The organism is Citrobacter sp. MGH104, from assembly GCF_001034485.1.
GTDB classification, from domain to species: Bacteria; Pseudomonadota; Gammaproteobacteria; order Enterobacterales; family Enterobacteriaceae; genus Citrobacter; species Citrobacter freundii.
Map to the genome: position 1 here is coordinate 471158 of NZ_KQ089818.1, position 18518 is coordinate 489675.

Annotated in this window: 21 protein-coding genes; 6 read left to right on the plus strand and 15 right to left on the minus strand. The window is 49.6% G+C overall.

The features are described 5' to 3' along the window. Positions 1-52: 52 nt before the first annotated feature. Both flhC and flhD read right to left on the minus strand, forming a co-directional pair. Positions 53-637 (minus strand): flagellar transcriptional regulator FlhC, encoded by a 585-nt coding sequence (gene flhC / locus SK34_RS02205; RefSeq protein WP_008785071.1) that lies wholly within the window; start codon positions 635-637, stop codon positions 53-55. After that, positions 634-975: a flagellar transcriptional regulator FlhD gene (gene flhD / locus SK34_RS02210; protein WP_003034622.1), complete on the minus strand. Its 342-nt coding sequence runs from the start codon at positions 973-975 to the stop codon at positions 634-636. The genes flhC and flhD overlap by 4 nt, the downstream gene beginning before the upstream one ends. Before the next feature lie 793 nt (positions 976-1768). On the opposite strand from flhD, the gene uspC reads away from it, so the two are divergent. Further along, positions 1769-2197 (plus strand): universal stress protein UspC, encoded by a 429-nt coding sequence (uspC, locus tag SK34_RS02215; RefSeq protein WP_003034619.1) that lies wholly within the window; start codon positions 1769-1771, stop codon positions 2195-2197. A 17-nt stretch (positions 2198-2214) separates the two neighbouring features. Here uspC and otsA read toward each other — a convergent pair whose 3' ends face one another. From otsA to SK34_RS02245, 6 genes are all read right to left on the minus strand, one after another. After that, the gene (gene otsA / locus SK34_RS02220; RefSeq protein WP_003844177.1) at positions 2215-3636 is read right to left on the minus strand and encodes an alpha,alpha-trehalose-phosphate synthase; all 1422 of its coding nucleotides are present in this window, start codon (positions 3634-3636) and stop codon (positions 2215-2217) included. Beyond that, the gene (otsB, locus tag SK34_RS02225) at positions 3611-4414 is read right to left on the minus strand and encodes a trehalose-phosphatase (RefSeq protein WP_048232251.1); all 804 of its coding nucleotides are present in this window, start codon (positions 4412-4414) and stop codon (positions 3611-3613) included. The genes otsA and otsB overlap by 26 nt, the downstream gene beginning before the upstream one ends. Before the next feature lie 175 nt (positions 4415-4589). Beyond that, on the minus strand, positions 4590-5576 hold the full coding sequence (gene araH / locus SK34_RS02230; RefSeq protein ID WP_003034609.1) for an L-arabinose ABC transporter permease AraH: 987 nt from the start codon (positions 5574-5576) through the stop codon (positions 4590-4592). A 14-nt stretch (positions 5577-5590) separates the two neighbouring features. Continuing rightward, positions 5591-7105: an arabinose ABC transporter ATP-binding protein AraG gene (gene araG / locus SK34_RS02235; protein WP_016150536.1), complete on the minus strand. Its 1515-nt coding sequence runs from the start codon at positions 7103-7105 to the stop codon at positions 5591-5593. A gap of 114 nt (positions 7106-7219) precedes the next feature. After that, entirely contained in the window at positions 7220-8209 is a 990-nt protein-coding gene (locus tag SK34_RS02240; protein ID WP_003034602.1) for an arabinose ABC transporter substrate-binding protein, read from the minus strand. 315 nt (positions 8210-8524) lie between these two features. Continuing rightward, positions 8525-9082 carry a DJ-1/PfpI family protein gene (locus SK34_RS02245; protein WP_003034599.1) on the minus strand — a complete coding sequence of 186 codons (558 nt, stop codon included), beginning with the start codon at positions 9080-9082 and terminating at the stop codon, positions 8525-8527. Positions 9083-9635: 553 nt separating this feature from the next. Here SK34_RS02245 and SK34_RS02250 point away from each other — a divergent pair. Continuing rightward, complete coding sequence (locus SK34_RS02250) at positions 9636-10139, plus strand: non-heme ferritin-like protein (RefSeq protein WP_003034597.1); 504 nt, start codon at positions 9636-9638, stop codon at positions 10137-10139. 139 nt (positions 10140-10278) lie between these two features. On the opposite strand, the gene SK34_RS02255 is transcribed toward SK34_RS02250, so the two are convergent. Then, positions 10279-10530 carry a DUF2766 family protein gene (locus SK34_RS02255; protein ID WP_003034595.1) on the minus strand — a complete coding sequence of 84 codons (252 nt, stop codon included), beginning with the start codon at positions 10528-10530 and terminating at the stop codon, positions 10279-10281. A 133-nt stretch (positions 10531-10663) separates the two neighbouring features. Here SK34_RS02255 and SK34_RS02260 point away from each other — a divergent pair, with 133 nt between their 5' ends. Next, positions 10664-12085: an MFS transporter gene (locus tag SK34_RS02260; protein WP_048233757.1), complete on the plus strand. Its 1422-nt coding sequence runs from the start codon at positions 10664-10666 to the stop codon at positions 12083-12085. 33 nt (positions 12086-12118) lie between these two features. Here SK34_RS02260 and SK34_RS02265 read toward each other — a convergent pair whose 3' ends face one another. Continuing rightward, positions 12119-12757, minus strand: coding sequence for an RpiB/LacA/LacB family sugar-phosphate isomerase (locus tag SK34_RS02265; RefSeq protein ID WP_003034591.1), 639 nt, complete (start codon positions 12755-12757; stop codon positions 12119-12121). A gap of 267 nt (positions 12758-13024) precedes the next feature. On the opposite strand from SK34_RS02265, the gene SK34_RS02270 reads away from it, so the two are divergent. After that, complete coding sequence (locus tag SK34_RS02270) at positions 13025-13360, plus strand: YecR-like family lipoprotein (RefSeq protein WP_048232253.1); 336 nt, start codon at positions 13025-13027, stop codon at positions 13358-13360. A 194-nt stretch (positions 13361-13554) separates the two neighbouring features. Next, positions 13555-14052, plus strand: coding sequence for a non-heme ferritin (gene ftnA, locus SK34_RS02275; RefSeq protein ID WP_003034588.1), 498 nt, complete (start codon positions 13555-13557; stop codon positions 14050-14052). 45 nt (positions 14053-14097) lie between these two features. Here the strand turns inward: ftnA and SK34_RS02280 are convergent, their stop codons facing one another. Beyond that, positions 14098-14337: a YecH family metal-binding protein gene (locus SK34_RS02280; protein ID WP_003034586.1), complete on the minus strand. Its 240-nt coding sequence runs from the start codon at positions 14335-14337 to the stop codon at positions 14098-14100. Between the two features lie 226 nt (positions 14338-14563). Between SK34_RS02280 and tyrP the strand changes: the two genes are divergently transcribed. Continuing rightward, positions 14564-15775: a tyrosine transporter TyrP gene (gene tyrP / locus SK34_RS02285; protein ID WP_032949537.1), complete on the plus strand. Its 1212-nt coding sequence runs from the start codon at positions 14564-14566 to the stop codon at positions 15773-15775. Positions 15776-15801: 26 nt separating this feature from the next. On the opposite strand, the gene SK34_RS02290 is transcribed toward tyrP, so the two are convergent. The 4 genes from SK34_RS02290 to SK34_RS02305 all read right to left on the minus strand — a co-directional run bounded on the left by SK34_RS02290 (position 15802) and on the right by SK34_RS02305 (position 18431). After that, positions 15802-16467 carry a YecA/YgfB family protein gene (locus tag SK34_RS02290; protein ID WP_003034581.1) on the minus strand — a complete coding sequence of 222 codons (666 nt, stop codon included), beginning with the start codon at positions 16465-16467 and terminating at the stop codon, positions 15802-15804. Between the two features lie 209 nt (positions 16468-16676). Continuing rightward, entirely contained in the window at positions 16677-16958 is a 282-nt protein-coding gene (locus tag SK34_RS02295; protein ID WP_003833910.1) for a heavy-metal-associated domain-containing protein, read from the minus strand. Further along, positions 16955-17311 (minus strand): mercuric transporter MerT family protein, encoded by a 357-nt coding sequence (locus SK34_RS02300; RefSeq protein ID WP_003034578.1) that lies wholly within the window; start codon positions 17309-17311, stop codon positions 16955-16957. Before SK34_RS02300 ends, SK34_RS02295 begins: the two co-directional genes overlap by 4 nt. Continuing rightward, positions 17289-18431 carry a transglutaminase-like domain-containing protein gene (locus tag SK34_RS02305; protein ID WP_048232255.1) on the minus strand — a complete coding sequence of 381 codons (1143 nt, stop codon included), beginning with the start codon at positions 18429-18431 and terminating at the stop codon, positions 17289-17291. The genes SK34_RS02300 and SK34_RS02305 overlap by 23 nt, the downstream gene beginning before the upstream one ends. Between the last annotated feature and the right edge of the window lie 87 nt (positions 18432-18518).

Below are 18518 nucleotides of genomic sequence, written 5' to 3' on the forward strand. Positions count from 1 at the left end.
AAGCAGCGGTAATCGCTTACCGCTGCTGGAGTGTTCATCCACACCGTATCAGTTAAACAGCCTGTTCGATCTGTTCATCCAGCAGTTGTGGAATAATATCGGCAGCATTCTGGGAAAGTTTACGTCTTTTTACGGCCCTTGATGGCGGCTGGCATAAACTACAGGCAAAGCTGCCTGCGGGTTGGTGTGCATGGGTGATAAAATTCCCACCGCAGCAATTGCATTGGGACAACTCCAGCAATCCGCTGTCGACAAATCGTACCAGCGTCCACGCGCGAGTTAACGCCAGCAATGGCCCTTCTTCAGGCTGCGGACACTGCTCAAGATATAACCGATACGCCTTAATCACGGCATCCACGCCGCTACAGAGACCCGTTTTGAGCAGGAATTGCCATGCATTGCAAAACATCGACGCATGAATATTTTGTTCCCACGTCATAAACCAGTCGGTGGAAAACGGGAGCATCCCTTTTGGCGGAGGACTACCGCGTAATTCTTTGTACAGCTTGATTAATCGACCACGGCTTAATTGCGTTTCGCTTTCCAGCATTTGCAAACGGGCGCCCAATGTGATTAATTCCATTGCCAACTGGATATCACGCGCTTCCTGAACAATGCTTTTTTCGCTCATCATCAAGCCCTTTTCTTACGTGCTGCATCATCGATGTCGCTTAACAGGCGTGTTGAAAGCATGATACCAGTATGAATTTGCTGAAGATCGTCAACGCGGGAGTCTTGCGTCAGGCGAGTAACAGTCTGGTGATCGTCGAAACGGAAATGACATACCAGTTGGTTTGTTTCGGCCAGTTTGACCATTTGAGGAAGTGTTAATGTTGCCAACGTGTCCGCCATTTCCTCGCTGATACCAAGGCGAAACATCGCAGATGCTTTGTCCTGAACGATCAAACGCTGTGCAAGCAATAAATATGACAAATTGATGTCATAAATGTGTTTCAGCAACTCGGATGTATGCATTATTTGCATCCATAATAACCAACATTGTTTTCATGCGGTAAAACCGCACCCCGTGATGTCGCCGGGAAGGCCCGGTAAAAAAAAGCAAAAGGTCAAATACATAGCAACGTAACGACACTTACGCGTCGTCTAAACATTCCCTTTTAAGAAGGCAGCGTCCCTTACAAGCTCACATCAATTCTTACAAATGTCTAAGATTTTTCCTAATTCGACGCAACTCTACCCGCCGTCAGTTACACATACAACGGAGCTATGCTGCGAATTTAAAGAATATGTGATCAAGATCACATAAACCAGCCAAACACTTAACATAAATCCATCAGCGTGGCTTTTACTTTGTTTATTTCTTGACCTTCCATTATCCATTTCGATTCCTGATGTACGAATATTCTTGCAATAAAAGCGAATAGTATTATGTTCACGACCGTTAATATCACGCCATGAAATAGCGAGCTGGATCACATATTTAACTCAAAAAACTTTTTTAATTAAATACTTTATAAACAATGACTTAAATATTTAGAGCGATTAATTAATACCGCGATGTGACGACCTTGCAAATGTTAATGTATGTTTATTTTTTATTAACACATTGTTTTCATTAGCCGTGGGTTTTACTTAAGTTACCTGAACATATCTGCAACCAATATGAATCGATTATTCTATTTATAAGAATAATTAATGAATAATCATGATGACATTCACACTATGAAGGAAGGAAACGTTGCAGTATGGAGTAAGCTGAGTAAAGCTGAAAAGCCCTCTCATAATTCTTGAAAAAAAGGAGCGAGTTATGAGCTATTCGCACATTCTTGTTGCTGTTGCCGCCACCCCTGAAAGTCAGCAGTTGTTAGACAAGGCGGTTTCTATCGCTCGCCCTGTCAACGCCCGAATTAGCCTGATTACACTGGTCTCAGACCCCGAACTTTATAACCAGTTTGCTGCCCCCATGCTGGAAGACCTGCGTGAAGTCATGCAGGAAGAAACTCAGGATTTTATCGACAAACTTAGCAAAGAAGCAGAATACCCCATTGAGCATACCTTTATTACCTATGGGGCTCTGAATGAACATATCCTGGATGTATGCCGCAAATACGCCATTGATCTGGTCATTTACGGCAACCATAACCACAGTTTTTTTTCACGCGCTTCCTGTTCCGCGAAAAGCGTCATTCATACCAGCCAGGTGGACGTTCTTCTGGTTCCGCTAGCCGGAGATTAATACACAGCGCCAGGACTTCATGCGAGTTTAGAACAGGATGAAATATTGTCTGGCAGTTGGCATTGACTCCGACGCGGCGTGACTGCTTTAAGATCACTAATGAACGTCGCCTGCCAGTTGTCGATATCGTTTTTAACGATAGTCTCAAGCATTTCAGCGTGGCGCGAAATGCGTTCGGTAAGTGGCATCGTCAGCGCCTGGTTTAATGCGCTTGCCACTTCATCCCGGTCATAAGGATTAACAATAAGCGCAGAGGTTAGCTCATTCGCCGCCCCGGCAAATTGCGATAAAACCAGCACGCCAGGGTTAGCAGGATCCTGTGCGGCCACAAACTCTTTCGCCACCAGGTTCATACCATCGCGCAACGGGGTCACCAATCCTACGTCAGAGTAGCGGAAGATCTTCATCAGCAATTTACGATCAAAATACTGGTTCAGATAGTAAAGCGGCGTCCAGCCCAGTTGCCCATATTTGCCGTTGATTCGCCCTGCTTCTGTTTCCAGTTGGTGGCGAATATCCTGATAGGCCTGCACCTCTTCACGCGAGGTCGGCGCTATCTGCGTATAGCGAATTTTACCGTGGTGCTGCGGATAATGTTCCAGTAAGGCCTCGTAGGCCTGAAAGCGCTCCGGCAAGCCTTTGGAGTAATCCAGACGCTCCACGGAGAAAATATTCTGCACATTTTTAAGCTCCGCTTTTAGCTGCGCCAGTTTTGGCGGCAGCGGTCCGGACGCCTGTCGTGCAATCTCATCAGGTTCGATACCGATGGGATAGACCTGAGTGCGAAACGCTTTTCCCCATGCCAGATGCTGCTTATCTTTATGCGTGGACACCCGAGTCTGGGCTGCGAGACAGTCCAGAAAAGCCTGGCGATCGTTTTCAGTCTGGAAACCAAGCAAATCAAAATCACACATTTGCTCAAGTAGCGCCAGATGTGGAGGGAGCGCATTAAAAATTTCCGGCGTCGGAAAAGGAATATGCAGGAAAAAACCGATGCGGTTATTCACACCGCGCTTACGTAACTCGCAGGCAAACGGCAATAGATGGTAATCATGAATCCAGATGATGTCGTCATCGCCAAGCAGCGGCAGAAGTTTATCTACCAGTAAGGCATTAACCCGTTGGTAGCCTTCCCAGGCAGAGCGCTGAAACTGAACTAAATCCAGTCGATAGTGAAATGCGGGCCATAAAACCGCATTTGAAAACTGGCAGTAATACTCTTCGTAATCTTGCTCACTCAAATTAAACGAGGCCCAGGTGATATTGCCACGCGTGACTTTTTTTAACGGTTTATCCTCATTACCTGTATCACCACTCCAGCCAAACCACAGACCACCAGCAGCTTTTAACGCACCCAGTACACCGACCGCGAGCCCACCCGCGCTCCCTTTGTCATCTGGTGAGGCGATACGATTAGATACTACGACTAAACGACTCATAGCCACCTCTTCTGTTATTCGTTGCTTTCGATTCTTGCTGCGAAGAGTTAATTTGCTCCAACCAGCGCCAGACATCCCTGACGCCATCCAGACGCCATGTCGCCTGCGTCGGCCCGATCCCCACCTTCACGGAAATACCGCCAGCGCGGTTAACCACAGCAAATCCTGTTTCATCTGTCAGATCATCACCGAAAAACACAGGGATCCGGCCAGCAAAAGGCGCTTCCTGCATAAATGCAGCTATCGCGTCGCCTTTATTGCTGCCCTTAGGCTTTATTTCCACGACACATTTTCCGTGCTGCAGAGCAAGCTGCGGCCATCTGCGCGTGATGCGTTCAGCCAGGGTAATCAGCGCAGCTTCGTGTTCGGGTGCCTGGCGATAGTGCAACGCGAAAGCCATGCCTTTGGTTTCCAGCGTTGTCCCCGGTAACGTCACTAACGCTGCGTGTATTAAAGCCCCAGCTTCACGCTCGATACCTTCAGGCAGGTGTACTATGTGCGTTTGACCATTGATGTCACGGCGTTCTGCCCCATGCACTCCGGCAAGCGGAAAACGAAACGGAGTAGTGAGTGCGTCAAGCTCAACCATTGAGCGCCCTGAAATCAATGCCAGCGCATCCGCATTATGCGTCGCTAACTGTTGTAAACATTGCAGGATTGCCTTAGGGACAACGACCTGGTCGGGAAAGGGTTTAATCTCAGCAAGTGTCCCATCGAGATCAAAAAAGTAAGCACAGTTTACAGATTGTTCAGGGGGTAAGATCAGTGATGCTGTCACCCGGTTATCCTCCTCATCATGGTCAGAACGCCACGCGGATCGCGGCGTATAGATGATGTATGACGGATATAAGTATAGACAGTGTGACCATGCTCGCCATTTGGAAAAACAATCGCCAGCCGGGTAGCGGCTGGCGATGGGCAGAAGCTAGACTAAAAAGTTAGGGTTTAAATCATCAAACGGTACGCTTCGCTTTTTGCTTGTAACGGTCGAAGATCACCGCCGCCAGCAGGATGAGGCCACGTACCACATACTGCGCGAACGGAGAGATATTCAGCAGATTCATCGCATTCTCAACCGTACCCAGGATCAACACCCCGGCCACCACATATGAGATTTTTCCGATGCCACCTTTAAGCGAAACGCCCCCTAACACGCAGGCTGAAATCACGATCAACTCATAACCGATTGAGGTCATTGGTTGGCCGCTGGTCATACGCGATGCGAGGATAATCCCGGCAATGGCGGATACCAGACCGGAAAGAATAAAGATAATAATCTTGGTACGAACAACCGGAACCCCTGCCAGGCGCGCCGCCTCTTCATTGCCCCCAATGGCCAGCGTATTACGACCAAACGTGGTTTTGTTCAGCAGTAAACCAAAGACAATGAAACAAACGACAGTGATCCAGATAGGCGCAGGCAGACCAAACCAGTTAGCATAACCGAGTGTAAAGAAACGCTCGTCTTCAATCCCGACTGCCTTACCGTCGGAGATAATATAAGCCAGACCACGTACAATCTGCATCGTCGCAAGAGTAGTGATCAGGGCGTTAATTTTTAACCGCGCAATCACGAACCCATTCACCAGGCCACACAGAATACCGAGCAGAAGTCCGGCAGCCACGCCAATCCACAAACTTTCAGTCATGTTAATGACTACGGCAGTGGTAACACCAGCACAAGCAATCACAGATGCGACAGACAGGTCGAAATCACCGGATGCCAGACAAAACAGCATCCCACACGCGACCATACCCGACATCGATACTGCCAGCCCCAGTCCCTTCATATTGATGAAGGTGGCAAAGTTTGGCACAAACAGGGAACAAACGAGGAACAGCACGGCGAACACCACCAGCATACCGTATTGATCCCAAATGCGGCCCAGATTTAGCGCCGACTTCGCTGCGCCAGAACCCGATGTAGAAACGGAAGACATCATACTCTCCTTATTCAGGCTACAGCCTGGCTGACTTTAGGCATAGCAAGGCTCAACGCCTGGCGCTCATCCGCCTGTTCATGAAGTAACTCACCGGCAATTTCGCCTTCTCTCATCACCACAATACGATCGGCGACACCGAGCACTTCTGGCAGGTCACTGGAAGCAAACAATACGGCCACACCGCGCGCTGCGAGGGCATAAATCACGTTGTAAATTTCATGCTTGGCGCCTACATCAATGCCGCGTGTAGGCTCATCCAACAAAATCACCTTCATCTCTTCCGATAACCAACGACCGAGGATAGCCTTCTGTTGATTACCGCCGGAGAGATTCATGATCAGTTGCTCTGCACCCGGTGTTTTGATGTTGAGTGAACGAATATGGTGATCGGCATTGGTCTCTTCCCAGCCGTTGTTGATCACGCATCCCCCCAGAACATGCTTACGTCGTGCACTAATGTTGATGTTGTTGCGCACTGAATGGACCGGAATGATCCCTTCGGCTTTGCGATCCTCCGGGCACAGCATCATCCCTGCTTCAATGGCATGGCTTGGTTTACGGATATCGATAGGCTGTTCATCAATAAATACCTGGCCCGCCGTGATACGCGTACCACCGAACAGTCCTTTCATTAATTCGCTACGTCCGGCCCCCACCAGGCCAAACAGCCCGACAATTTCACCGCTTCGCACGGATAAACTGATTGGTGTACGCACGCCCGGGGCTTTTACCTCATGCAACCGCAGACGCTCTGCGCCATACGGTCTGGATTTCCAGCCATAGATATCCCCGAGGTCGCGCCCGACCATCGCCTGCACCAGCGCGTCGTGATCGACCTGCTGCATATCCGTGAACGTTTTGACGTAATGACCATCCTTAAACACAGTGATGGCATCGCTGAGAGCAAAAATCTCCTCCATACGGTGCGAAACGTACAGAATGATGCGTCCTTCGTTGCGCAGCTCACGGATGACACGAAACAGATTCTCAATCTCACGTGCTGACAGGGAACTGGTCGGTTCATCAAACGCAATAATTTTGGCGTTTCGCGCCAGCGCTTTTGCAATCTCCACCATCTGCCACTGACCAATGGAGAGGTATTTCAATGGGGTATCGGGATCGATATCCATGCCCAGATGCTTCAGCTGGATTGCTGCTTCATAGTTCAGCAGCGAGCGGTTCACAATCCCGCCTTTGTGCGGTAACTGCCCTAAATAAATATTCTCGGCAACGGTCATTTCCGGGACGAGATGCAGTTCCTGATAAATAATGGCGACGCCGGCGCTGAGCGCGGCAGTGGTATCCGCGAAGGAAACTTCTTGTCCGCGGATCGTCAATGATCCCGTCGTTGGCGCATAGTTACCGCTGAGAATTTTTAAGAGTGTTGATTTCCCGGCGCCATTTTCGCCCATCAGCGCATGCACCTGTCCGGCATAGCAGTCGAAACTGATATCCGTCAGCGCCTTAACGCCGGGGAACGTTTTGCCAATGCCGCGAAATGAGAGATACGGGGTAGACTGTTGCATAACGTCTCCGTGAGTCAGATCTTTATGCCGGAGGGGGCTTTGCCTCATCCGGCCTTCTGAGGACGCAATTCGTAGGCCGGATAAGACGCGTTGACGTCACATCCGGCATTTGTGTTACTTACCGCCTAAGCCTTTCTTCGCCAGCTCTTCTTTGAAGTTATCGCGGGTAATCAGCACCACATCCGTCACTTCAGTGAATGCCGGTGGCTCTGCACCTTTCGTTACCCAGTTGTAGAGCATTTCACTGGACTTGTAGCCGTGAACGTCCGGGCTTGGCAGCAGTGAACCGTAGAACCCGGTCGCTTCGCCTTTAGACAGTTCGCTAACCGCGTCAACGCCGTTAATCCCGATACCAATCACGTTTGGCGCTTTGAAGCCCTGCCCTTCGGTTGCACGTACGCCGCCCAGCACGGTGTTGTCGTTCATGCCGACAATCAGCCAGTGTTTGACTTCAGGATGCTGAACCAGCATGGAGTTAGCGGCGTCGAATGCGCCGGGGATGTCATTCGATTTTGTTGGGACCTGGTAAATCTGTTTTTCCGGGAAGCCTGCGGCTTTAAGCGCTTCCATTGAACCAGAAGTACGACGACGTGCGGTATCCAGTTCGTTGGCGGTAATGGCCATTACGGCGGTGGATTTCACATCCCAACCGCGTTTTTGCATCTCCTTGTACAGCTCCTGGCCCTGGCGCTCACCAATTTTGGTTGCCGCCATCATCACCAGCGGTACGGTATCCATCGGCTTACCTTTGGCGTTGGCAAACTGGTCATCGACGGCAATGACTTTCATATCGTAGCCACGCGCCTTAGCCATAATGGCTGGCCCCAGTTTTGGGTCTGGCGTACAAATAACAAACCCTTTTGCTCCACTTGCAGCCAGGCTGTCGATGGCGTTAAGGGTTTTCTCACCATCCGGGACGGCAATTTTAATCACCTCAAAACCAAGGTCTTTACCGGCTTTATCGGCAAATTTCCATTCAGTCTGGAACCACGGTTCTTCCGGCTGTTTGACCAGGAAACCGAGCTTCATGGATTCAGCGATAGCGGATTGTGACATAATGGCCGCCAGACCGATGGCAGCAAGCGCTTTAGTGAATTTGTGCATGGTTAACTCCAGCTTTAACGTTCTTTTATGTAGGGTAAAATCAGACGATTTTTTGTAATTCGGACGTAAAACAAGGCATTACCTTTTATTGATAAGATCAATGCCAGTGCTGAGAGTATTTGTAGCGGGAAATTGATTCTCCATAAGAGAGCGGCATCACACCACAGAATTACAGTAATTGCGTACATAAATTCAGCGGGAAATGACATAAAAAAACGCGGTTTTGTCGACGGGAAAAAAGAGGAATAGCAGATTAGTCCATAACATCAGCCAACGAATCCTTGTTCCCGAATACCGGAGTATTCGGGAAAATGCTTACCATCGGTAATAAATGTGATCAGCGTGATCGCGAACCGGAATATCATCTCCCAATAGACGCGCCGCAAGCGTCAATGCAAAATCGAAAATATGCCCTAACCCTTTACCGCTAATCAGGTTGCCATCTTCCACAATCGGCGCATCGATATATTCCCCATCCGTTACGTTTTGCCACAGATCCCCCGAACACACGTAGCGACGCCCCTTCAGCAGGCCGTTGCCACCCAGCACGCGCGCAGCCGCGGAACACACCGGGCAAATGAGTTTTCCTGCCTCGTCATGGCGAGCGATAAACTGGATGACAGCCTTACTGGCGGCAAGATTAACGCTGCCCTGCGGCCCGCCCGGTAACACAACGGCATCGTAAAGATCCGTCTGACGCGCAGCCAGCGTGCTGTCCGTCACCATCGGCACGTCATGATAGCTCACCACCGCACGGGACTCGGCGCAGGCCAGTGTTTCAACTTCGATCTGCAGGCGGCGCAGAATATCAATGGTAACAATGGCTTCCGCCTCTTCAAAACCAGGTGCCAGTAGCACGGCAACCTTTTTCATACACACTCCTCGATTTTTCCAAATACACCAAACCATAAATGCCGAATCATTCAGGCGCTTAACTTTATTAATTTCCACAAAACTGATCTGGCGCAAAAAATTAGCCAGCAGATAACGTTCACTGACACGTCCCGATAATGAAATTTCTCCATCCCAAGGCCGGATAATCATCCGGTGAGAGACAATACCTGATTGTGAAATTCCATTTCGTGATATGAAACATCATTTCAATATTAATACTTGGATTTAATCCCATAAATATCAATCTCTTATATTCACACCACTTATATACACAAGCAGAAAAATCACTAATATTGCTATGACAATATGTAAAAAATCATAAATACGCAGATTTAAGGATTTTCTTAAGTCGGAACAGGAGTTATGCTGAATCTCGATCGGGAGCGAATATAATTCGTGATCACTAAAGGACCGGCGGAACGGATTTATTCTGCTAACAGTTTTAATTGTACGTAGAGGTGATGTGTAGCGGCAGCCCGTTGCACTGACGTAAGTAACGTACATCCCCCTTTCTGGAAATAAGGATATTGATATGGCTGCAGTTGGAATTGTTCATAAACTCAACACACAAATGAACCTCGAGTTCTACGCATCGAATCTTTACCTGCATCTCAGTGAATGGTGTTACGAACACAGCCTGACTGGCACCGCAACCTTTCTACGCACTCAGGCACAAGGTAACGTGACTCAAATGATGCGTATGTTCAATTTTATGAAAAGTGCCGGGGCTAACCCCATCGTCAAGGCTATTGATGTTCCGGGTGATGAACTAACTTCTCTTGAAGAACTGTTTCAGAAAACGCTGGATGAATACCAACAGCGTTACAGCAAGCTATCACGCTTGACCAATGAAGCAGAAGCCTTGAATGATGCAACAACCATTGATTTTCTTCACGATCTGGAAAAAGAGCAGCAGCAGGATGGCGTGCTGTTACAAACGATTCTTGATGAAGTCCGCAGCGCTAAACGTGCGGGACTGTGCATGGCGCAAACCGATAAGCATCTGCTGAACGTCGTGAATTATCAACATCACTAATCTTCAATTTTCATCGTGTTAATGCCGGATAACGATGCGACGCACCTTATCCGGCTGGTGCTTAATTTTCTCTACGCTCACGCCTCTCATTCTGCGAGGCGCAAAAAAACCTTTCTAAAACCTGAAACAACGGTTTATTTTAGTGAGATTCATTCTGCGGCGTGAATTTCAACTCGATCAAGGCAACTGCTTTTTGTATTGCGCGCATAGTAACCGGATCGGCGCCCGCAGGATGGCTGGAGAAATCGATGCTTTTCAGTTGGCTGGACATTTTCTCCCGCACTTCTACTGGGGCAATAACATCAAGAACATCCAGAATCTGCTTGATAACCAGCTGACAGGCAACAACGTCCGAGAGCAGTTCCTGATCGGCATTCAGTGTTTGGGACATAGTGAGCTCCTTATAGAAAGGTCGTCATAGTACCTATTCAACGAACGAAACGATAGCCGCGCATGCATTACGAATGCGCTGGAAAATAAAAATAGATCCAGTCAGTTTCTTTTGAGATGGCAAGCACAACATGATGAGTGAACATTTAGCGGTTGAGAACAAACGCGGTCTATCCCCGGCTGCATTACTTGTTGCCGGGGCTTTCTTTATGGAGTTTATTGACGGCACGGTGATTGCCACCGCACTGCCCGACATGGCGAAGAGTTTTGCCGTGCAAGCGGTAGACCTGAACATAGGTATCAGCGCCTATCTGATTACCCTCGCGGTGCTGATTCCCGCCAGCGGCTGGATTGCGGATCGCTTCGGCGCCCGAAAGGTGTTTACCCTGGCGCTGGCGATATTTACTCTCGCCTCGGTTTTATGCGGTTTGTCCGAAAGCCTTGAGAGCTTTGTCGCCATGCGAATCTTACAGGGTGTAGGTGGCGCGCTAATGGTTCCGGTTGGCCGACTTGCGGTATTGCGTACCACGCCTAAACATCAGTTGATCACCGCTATTGCGACCCTGACCTGGCCCGCGTTAGTCGCCCCCATCATTGGCCCTCCCCTTGGCGGATTCATTACCAGCTATGCCAACTGGCGTTGGATCTTCTTCATCAATGTACCGCTCGGGATACTGGCGATTGCGCTGGCGCTACGTTTTATCCCGGATATTCATGACAACGAGCGCCGCCCATTTGATATAACGGGATTTATCACAACCTCTGTTGCGATGGTAAGCCTGGTGTATGCCATGGAGTTACTGGGAACCCAACAGCCTCAGGGCTGGCTGACCGCCGGACTTTTGGCGCTTGGAACAGTGACATTTCTGTTTGCCCTGCATCATTTTCGTCGCGCCGCATGGCCAATGATTCGCCTTGATGCCATGAACGTCCCTACTTTTCGCGTCACCATGTATGGCGGATCGCTGTTTCGTGCCTCTATCAGCGCCGTGCCGTTTCTGCTGCCGTTAATGTTTCAGGTAGGTTTTGGCATGAACGCTTTTCACGCGGGTTCGCTGGTGCTGGCGGTATTTGTGGGCAATCTGACGATTAAACCGGCCACCACACCGTTGATACGTTGGCTGGGCTTTAAGAAACTGCTGTTGATTAACGGTGCGCTTAACGTTCTGGCGCTGCTGGCCTGTGCATTAATTACGCCGCAGACCCCCGTGTGGGTTATTTTGCTGGTGTTGTATCTGGGCGGTGTGTTCCGCTCAATTCAGTTTACCGGCGTCAGCACGCTTGCCTTCGCGGACGTCCCCGCGGCACAAATGAGCTACGCTAATACGCTGTTCAGTACAGCGACACAATTAGCGGTGGGATTGGGCATTTCTTTAGCCGCTATTGGGATCCGCATTGGCGATGTGGTCAGTGAAAGGCTGGCATTGGGCAATATTCCAGGGATCAGTTTCCGGCTGGCCTTTGTCGCTATTGCCATTATTTGTCTGGTAGGTATGGTGGATACGCTGCGGCTCGCCCGTGATGCAGGAAGTGCAGTATCGAACAAGAACAGGTAGCCCGGAGGGTGAACGCTGCCGGGCCAACAGGATTTAGCCAATTACCTCGCGTACAAACGCTTCGATTGCTTTGTCCTGGCAGTTTTCAAAGAAGCACTGCTGGAAGCGCGGGCCCGATACAGCGGTTTTCACCAGCTCAGGATCGATAGCGCGCAGCGTGTCCAGATAATTTTCTTTTACTACAGCCGCTTTCACCTGATTCAGAATACCGGCGTTACGCACCTGCGGCTCTTTACGCTCCGGTGGGTAGCCTTCGCCGTTACGCCCGGTGAACGCTTTTTCAAACATATAGCGCACATTCAGCTCAGCACCCCAGCCAAAACCTTTGGCGAATGCCAGAGAAAGCGCGTTGCCGTTGTTGATCTGAGAGAACAAGAACGCATCTGCAGGATCGAGGCAATAACCACACACCACACCCGGATGGATATTCAGTGACATCATTGCCCCCTGGCCCGTTCCGCAACCGGTGACCACGAAATCAACCGCTTTGGAATTAAGCAGGATACTGGCCATAATGCCTAAATGGATGTAGGTCAGATGATGATCATTTTCATCGCTCATCCCAACGTTATAGACCGGAAAACCTTTCTCATCCGCAACGGCTTTAAGCTCGTTATGGATGATGGCGTTTTTGCTTGCCTGGCTGTTTTCCATCATCAATGCAATTTTCATTCTGTACTCTCCTGAATGCGCTGCGGTAGCCCGCTGAAAGTCATAACATTCAGCCACATTACTATTTTGCAATCACACTTTCAAATTTAATGAAATTTAGTTTTAAAAAACAAAGTTGCGCTCACATTCTTGTCTGAACAGTTCAGAATTGCCTCAAACAAATGACCTCGTTGTGATTAATCACAGGTGATCTTCGGGCTATTCAAGCCATTGATGAGGGCCTCTGTATGCCATGATAGTGTATCTTCGAACTTTCAGAGCGATCTCATGAAGACCTTTATCCTAGCGCTTTTGCCGCTCGTGCTGACAGGATGCACAATTACAAAACAGGCACAGGTCAGCGAAGCCAGCGCCATCACTGGTGTGGTTCGCCTGACTTATAATCAGGCCATGTTACAAACAGCACGTACCGATGACTACGTTACCCAAGGGACAGCCACCAAAGAGTGTCAGCGCCTGGGCTATGCCAACGCTGAAGCGTTTGGTCAGCCGGTGTCAACCTGCAGCGTATATGCAGGCTCTTTGTGCTTAAATACCAAAATTACACTCGCCTGGCAGTGTCATGGTGTCGCGGTATCGCAATCCCCCTCATTCAATTATTAATATTTCCGACCAGCACATTTTTGCTGGTCTTTTACCACTTTATTATTTATATCCTCCGCTTAATATCGTTAATGCGTTTTATTCCCATTCGCATTTTTAATAAATAAATTTATTATTTTACCTTTTGCAAATAATTAAATAACAAATTATAGTGACGCCACGTCAATATATAATAATGTTTGTGGAGCAGAACCATGCTGAAAACAGAAATGATCGACCAACTGAATGAGCAAATGAATCTTGAATTATATTCATCTCTGCTCTACCAACAGATGAGCGCGTGGTGCAGCTATCACAGCTTCGAAGGTGCCGCCGCGTTTTTGCGCCGTCACGCCCAGGAAGAGATGACGCACATGCAGCGTCTGTTCGACTACCTGACCGATACCGGCAGCTTGCCGCGCATTAATACCGTTTCTTCTCCTTTTGCTGAATATGCGTCTCTGGATGAACTGTTCCGTGTCACTTACGAACACGAGCAGCTGATCACCCAGAAAATTAATGAGCTGGCACACGCGGCAATGACCCACCAGGATTATCCAACCTTTAATTTCCTGCAATGGTATGTTGCCGAGCAGCATGAAGAAGAGAAATTATTTAAATCTGTTATTGATAAGCTGTCGCTGGCAGGGAAAAGCGGCGAAGGTCTTTATTTCATCGATAAAGAACTGGCTACGCTTGATACGCAGAATTAATATTTTGGGGTAATGAAGGCAACCCGCCATCATTACCCATTAAAATCAGTGACGGCAGATCTTGCTTTCGTGCGTAGAGAAGCCGTCTTCTTTTGCAATAAACTTTCCCTTCGCCGCTAAAAACGCCACCAGCTCGCCTGCCGTCATATCTGCCGCAGAACAAGTGTGGAAACGTGCCTGCTCGCCGAAACGTGCCGTAATCGCCGCTTCAAGGCTGGCATTTGAATACTGCTCGCCAGATTCAATCATCATGTTGAGCACTTCGTGACCGTGAATAGATTCCATACTACCTCCTCAATAAAGACCGTAGCCTAATGTGAACCGCACGGCGCTGCTTTGCGCTAACGCAGGTTTATCCGCAGATAAATGTCATTTGTTATGCATCTTAATGGTCAAAAATATCGTAAACATTAATGTACAACCATTGTAACGTCGATTTGACGAACATAGCGTTTTGCCTTAACCTGCGCCGCAGATATAACCGTTGATTATCTCTGGGACAGAGGAAAGCGTGAAAAACAGAACCCTGGGTAGTATTTTTATCGTGGCGGGAACCACGATTGGTGCCGGTATGTTGGCAATGCCGTTGGCTGCGGCAGGCGTGGGGTTTAGCGTCACGTTGGTATTGTTAGTCAGTCTTTGGGCGTTGATGTGCTACACCGCGCTGTTGCTGCTTGAAGTATATCAACATGTCCCGGCAGACACCGGGCTGGGTACGCTGGCAAAACGTTATCTTGGTCGTTACGGACAATGGGTAACGGGCTTTAGCATGATGTTTTTAATGTATGCCCTGACGGCGGCGTACATCAGTGGTGCAGGTGAACTGCTGGCCTCCAGCATCAGCGACTGGACCGGAACAAATATATCCCCGACAACAGGCGTACTGCTGTTCACCTTTGTTGCCGGAGGCGTGGTTTGTGTTGGGACCTCGCTGGTCGATCTGTTCAACCGTCTGCTATTCAGTGCCAAGATAATCTTCCTGGTGGCGATGCTGGCTCTGTTAATGCCGCATATCCATAAAGTGAACCTGCTTACGCTGCCGCTGCAACAGGGGCTAGCGCTCTCCGCAATCCCGGTCATCTTCACCTCGTTCGGTTTTCACGGCAGTGTTCCCAGTATCGTCAGCTATATGAACGGTAACATCCGTAAACTGCGTTGGGTGTTTATTACGGGTAGCGCTATTCCACTGGTCGCCTATATCTTCTGGCAACTGGCGACGCTTGGCAGCATTAACTCGACAACGTTCATGGGGCTTTTAGCCAATCACGCAGGCTTAAACGGCTTATTGCAGGCATTGCGTGAAGTCGTGGCTTCGCCGCACGTCGAACTGGCGGTACATCTGTTTGCCGACCTCGCGCTGGCAACCTCTTTCCTCGGCGTTGCATTGGGATTATTTGACTACCTGGCCGACCTCTTCCAGCGCCGCAATACCGTAGCGGGAAGAATGCAAACCGGCGTGGTGACCTTCCTGCCGCCGCTGGCATTCGCGCTGTTCTATCCGCGTGGTTTTGTCATGGCATTAGGGTATGCGGGCGTTGCCCTGGCGGTGCTGGCGCTGCTCATTCCCTCGATGCTGGCCTGGCAGAGCAGAAAACATAATCCGCAGGCCAACTACCGCGTAGCCGGCGGTGCTCCAGCGCTGGCGCTGGTATTCTTGTGCGGCATTGTGGTGATCGCAGTACAGTTTTCTATTGCAGCAGGATTACTACCAGAAGTGGGTTAAAACAAAGGGGCTTTCGCCCCTTTCTGTTAATGCAAACAGCACTGCTTATATTTCTTGCCGCTGCCACAGGGGCAAGGGTCATTGCGCCCTACTTTGGCATCCACTTTCACCGGTACTTTGACCGGCGTTTCCTGAGGATGCGCCATCCAGTAAGCATGCAGGTCCAGCGCAGCCAGGCGGATGGCATCGACGCTCTCTTCAAACGCTTCAGGTGTCAATTTCTCAACCACCGCAAAGTTCTCTTCCGTACCGTGCAGCGCAATAGCCTCAAGTGCTGGTTTTAACGTGTCCGGTAACGCGGACCAGTCTGACAGTGCAACGCCGCGCATATAACCAAAGCACCACTCTTCAACGATGGTCAGTTCATGCTCGTCAATTTCACGCAAACCAAACAGCGGCTCAAACTGCTCAGGATATTCATCCAGACGATCGGCCGTATCCGCCATATGTTGAAACGCTAGGTTCATGAAACGCGTCATTTCTTTTTCGGAGGACCAGCGAGGGACATACTGCGCGCCGCCCCAAATTGCGACCAGCCACTGCTCTGGTTCAATTTCATACGGTGAACTCAGCACCGCCGTCAGCAAACCATCCAGTTCTGACACATCCAGAATAGCCTTGTCTGTATTGTACTTAGTCAGTACATCATCCAGCCATTCCAGTTCGCTCTCGTTTAATGGTCCCGTTTTCATAACGCTTTTCCTTAGTCAAAAAATCTTGCCTGTGATCATCCTACATGGCTGGAGGGATAACAGATACAAATGGGCATATGCGGCATACAGTTGCCGCCTGTTCAGGTTAACAGGAAACGAGGGGAATTCCGGAAGTTAACGCACAAAAGAGAACACTAAGCCGCCGGGCATCATACCGGGAAAACACAATAAAACCACCCGCAGGTGGTTTACTGTTGTTCAATGCGGTTGAGCGTTGCGGTATATCCCGTTTTCGCTACCGCGTTAAGTAAAGTATCGGTTGGGAAACCTTCTGGCACAATCGCTTCTGCTTGTCGGGTTTTTAGGGAGGACTTTGCTTTAATCACGCCGTCGGTTTCACGTAGCGCCTGATTGACCGAAATAACGCATAGCGAGCAGGTCATATTTTGTATATCCAGCACCACTTTTTGGTTTGCCGCCTGAGCCCACAGCGGTAATAGCAAGCATGCAACTAACGTGAAGATCTTCATTCAAATACCTCATAAAACCAGGCAACAAGCGTTGGGTAAAATAACACTGGCAAAATCAATGCCAGTGCGCACCAGTAGAACATGCGCGCTTGCCTCAGCGTTAGCCAGCCTGAACACCACAGCCGTTTGGAAAAATAGAGCCGCCAGAAGACATGCAGTAATAATCCCAGGGATAGCAGCACCAGAGGCGTTCGCAAAAACTCAAACTTGGTGAAAACAGCAAAGCTCGCCGCCGAAATACCAAACAGCAGGTAGAGCAGCGGTCCAACGCAGCATAAGCCCGCAGTGACGGCAGCTACCGCAGCCGTCAACAGGGTGAGTCCCGCCCGTTTAGCGTTGTTCTGTGGCGACATAGCTGTAGGAGAACGCTTTAGGATCATAGAAATTGATCGGGTCGCCATCAACTTCAGCATAAGGATAACCAAAGTTGTTCACCGCGCCCTGCTCCGTTGCCGGATACAGCTCGAAATCACGCCCGTAGTTGAATCCAACCCAGTTCATTTCCCAGTTACCAAACAGGTAAGTGTTTACCGCCTGGACATCGGCGTCCTGATGCGATTTTTTCTCTGCCAGACGCATTTTGGTCACATCAGCAGGATCGCAAGGTAACCAACCGTAACCGGCCAGATAGAACTCGGCACGACAATGTTGCCCACCGCTCACATCAGCAACGCCTGCGCTGTCTGCTTTGCCAAATGCACTTTTCGAGTAACGTTCGAGCTTATTGGCCTTGCCCAGACGGATACCAAACAGTTCACGCGCCGGAATGCCGCTGGCACGCGCCAGAGCCACAAAAACGGAGCTCATGTCGGTGCATTTTCCTTTGAGCTTACCGCTTTTTAAGATCTCCGCTACATCCCCCGTGCCGCAGCCGATAACGTCGTTATCGCGCTCCATATGGCTACTCACCCACTCGTAAATCAGGCGTGCTTTTTTCAGCGGATCCTGCTCATTACCGGTGATTTTACGTGCGGTTTCCAGAACCAGCCCATCAACTGGGGTATGTGCCGTCGGCAAAAGGTACGGTTTTACATCCAGCGGGTAAATAATCTGCTCCGGCGCTTGCCAGGTTTTCAACGCGTCCTGCTTCAGCGGTTCCCAGTCGGCGGTTTCAATGTCGATATCAACGTTAATCAACAGTTCGCCTTGCGAGTCAGGCCAGGTGGCAAACAGCGTTTTCGCGCCATAAGTATTATTAGTGGTGACATACGCTTGCTTATAGTTTCCGCTAAAGGCAAGCGCCGTCATTTGTTGAAACGCGGTATCTACCGGAAGCGGGATCCACAGTTTTACCACGCCGCTCGACCCCTTAGGAGGGTTAAGTTTATATGTCTGGGATAATACAAAGCGCCGACGCACGGCTGGTGCAACGGATGGCTCAGCGGCGCGAACCGTCTGACTAATAACCGCAGGACCGACTAAACCGGCGGCCGAAAGGAGAACGCTATTTTTGAGAAATTGTCGACGTTGCATTGCTGTCTGTCCATGTTGTAAGAGTTGAACTACGGCTAAGCAGGTAAAAACCGTATACGATCATCACAGCAGACAGACGCTGACATA

Bases quoted from the DNA above. Each gene is read 5' to 3' on its own strand.
- SK34_RS02305 (WP_048232255.1), bottom strand. From the start codon at position 18,431: ATGCAACGTCGACAATTTCTCAAAAATAGCGTTCTCCTTTCGGCCGCC.
- otsA (WP_003844177.1), bottom strand. From the start codon at position 3,636: ATGAGTCGTTTAGTCGTAGTATCTAATCGTATCGCCTCACCAGATGAC.
- uspC (WP_003034619.1), top strand. From the start codon at position 1,769: ATGAGCTATTCGCACATTCTTGTTGCTGTTGCCGCCACCCCTGAAAGT.
- SK34_RS02250 (WP_003034597.1), top strand. From the start codon at position 9,636: ATGGCTGCAGTTGGAATTGTTCATAAACTCAACACACAAATGAACCTC.
- SK34_RS02265 (WP_003034591.1), bottom strand. From the start codon at position 12,757: ATGAAAATTGCATTGATGATGGAAAACAGCCAGGCAAGCAAAAACGCC.
- SK34_RS02270 (WP_048232253.1), top strand. From the start codon at position 13,025: ATGAAGACCTTTATCCTAGCGCTTTTGCCGCTCGTGCTGACAGGATGC.
- SK34_RS02255 (WP_003034595.1), bottom strand. From the start codon at position 10,530: ATGTCCCAAACACTGAATGCCGATCAGGAACTGCTCTCGGACGTTGTT.
- araH (WP_003034609.1), bottom strand. From the start codon at position 5,576: ATGTCTTCCGTTTCTACATCGGGTTCTGGCGCAGCGAAGTCGGCGCTA.
- SK34_RS02260 (WP_048233757.1), top strand. From the start codon at position 10,664: ATGAGTGAACATTTAGCGGTTGAGAACAAACGCGGTCTATCCCCGGCT.
- SK34_RS02290 (WP_003034581.1), bottom strand. From the start codon at position 16,467: ATGAAAACGGGACCATTAAACGAGAGCGAACTGGAATGGCTGGATGAT.
- SK34_RS02280 (WP_003034586.1), bottom strand. From the start codon at position 14,337: ATGGAATCTATTCACGGTCACGAAGTGCTCAACATGATGATTGAATCT.
- SK34_RS02245 (WP_003034599.1), bottom strand. From the start codon at position 9,082: ATGAAAAAGGTTGCCGTGCTACTGGCACCTGGTTTTGAAGAGGCGGAA.
- SK34_RS02295 (WP_003833910.1), bottom strand. From the start codon at position 16,958: ATGAAGATCTTCACGTTAGTTGCATGCTTGCTATTACCGCTGTGGGCT.
- flhD (WP_003034622.1), bottom strand. From the start codon at position 975: ATGCATACATCCGAGTTGCTGAAACACATTTATGACATCAATTTGTCA.
- SK34_RS02240 (WP_003034602.1), bottom strand. From the start codon at position 8,209: ATGCACAAATTCACTAAAGCGCTTGCTGCCATCGGTCTGGCGGCCATT.
- SK34_RS02300 (WP_003034578.1), bottom strand. From the start codon at position 17,311: ATGTCGCCACAGAACAACGCTAAACGGGCGGGACTCACCCTGTTGACG.
- ftnA (WP_003034588.1), top strand. From the start codon at position 13,555: ATGCTGAAAACAGAAATGATCGACCAACTGAATGAGCAAATGAATCTT.
- araG (WP_016150536.1), bottom strand. From the start codon at position 7,105: ATGCAACAGTCTACCCCGTATCTCTCATTTCGCGGCATTGGCAAAACG.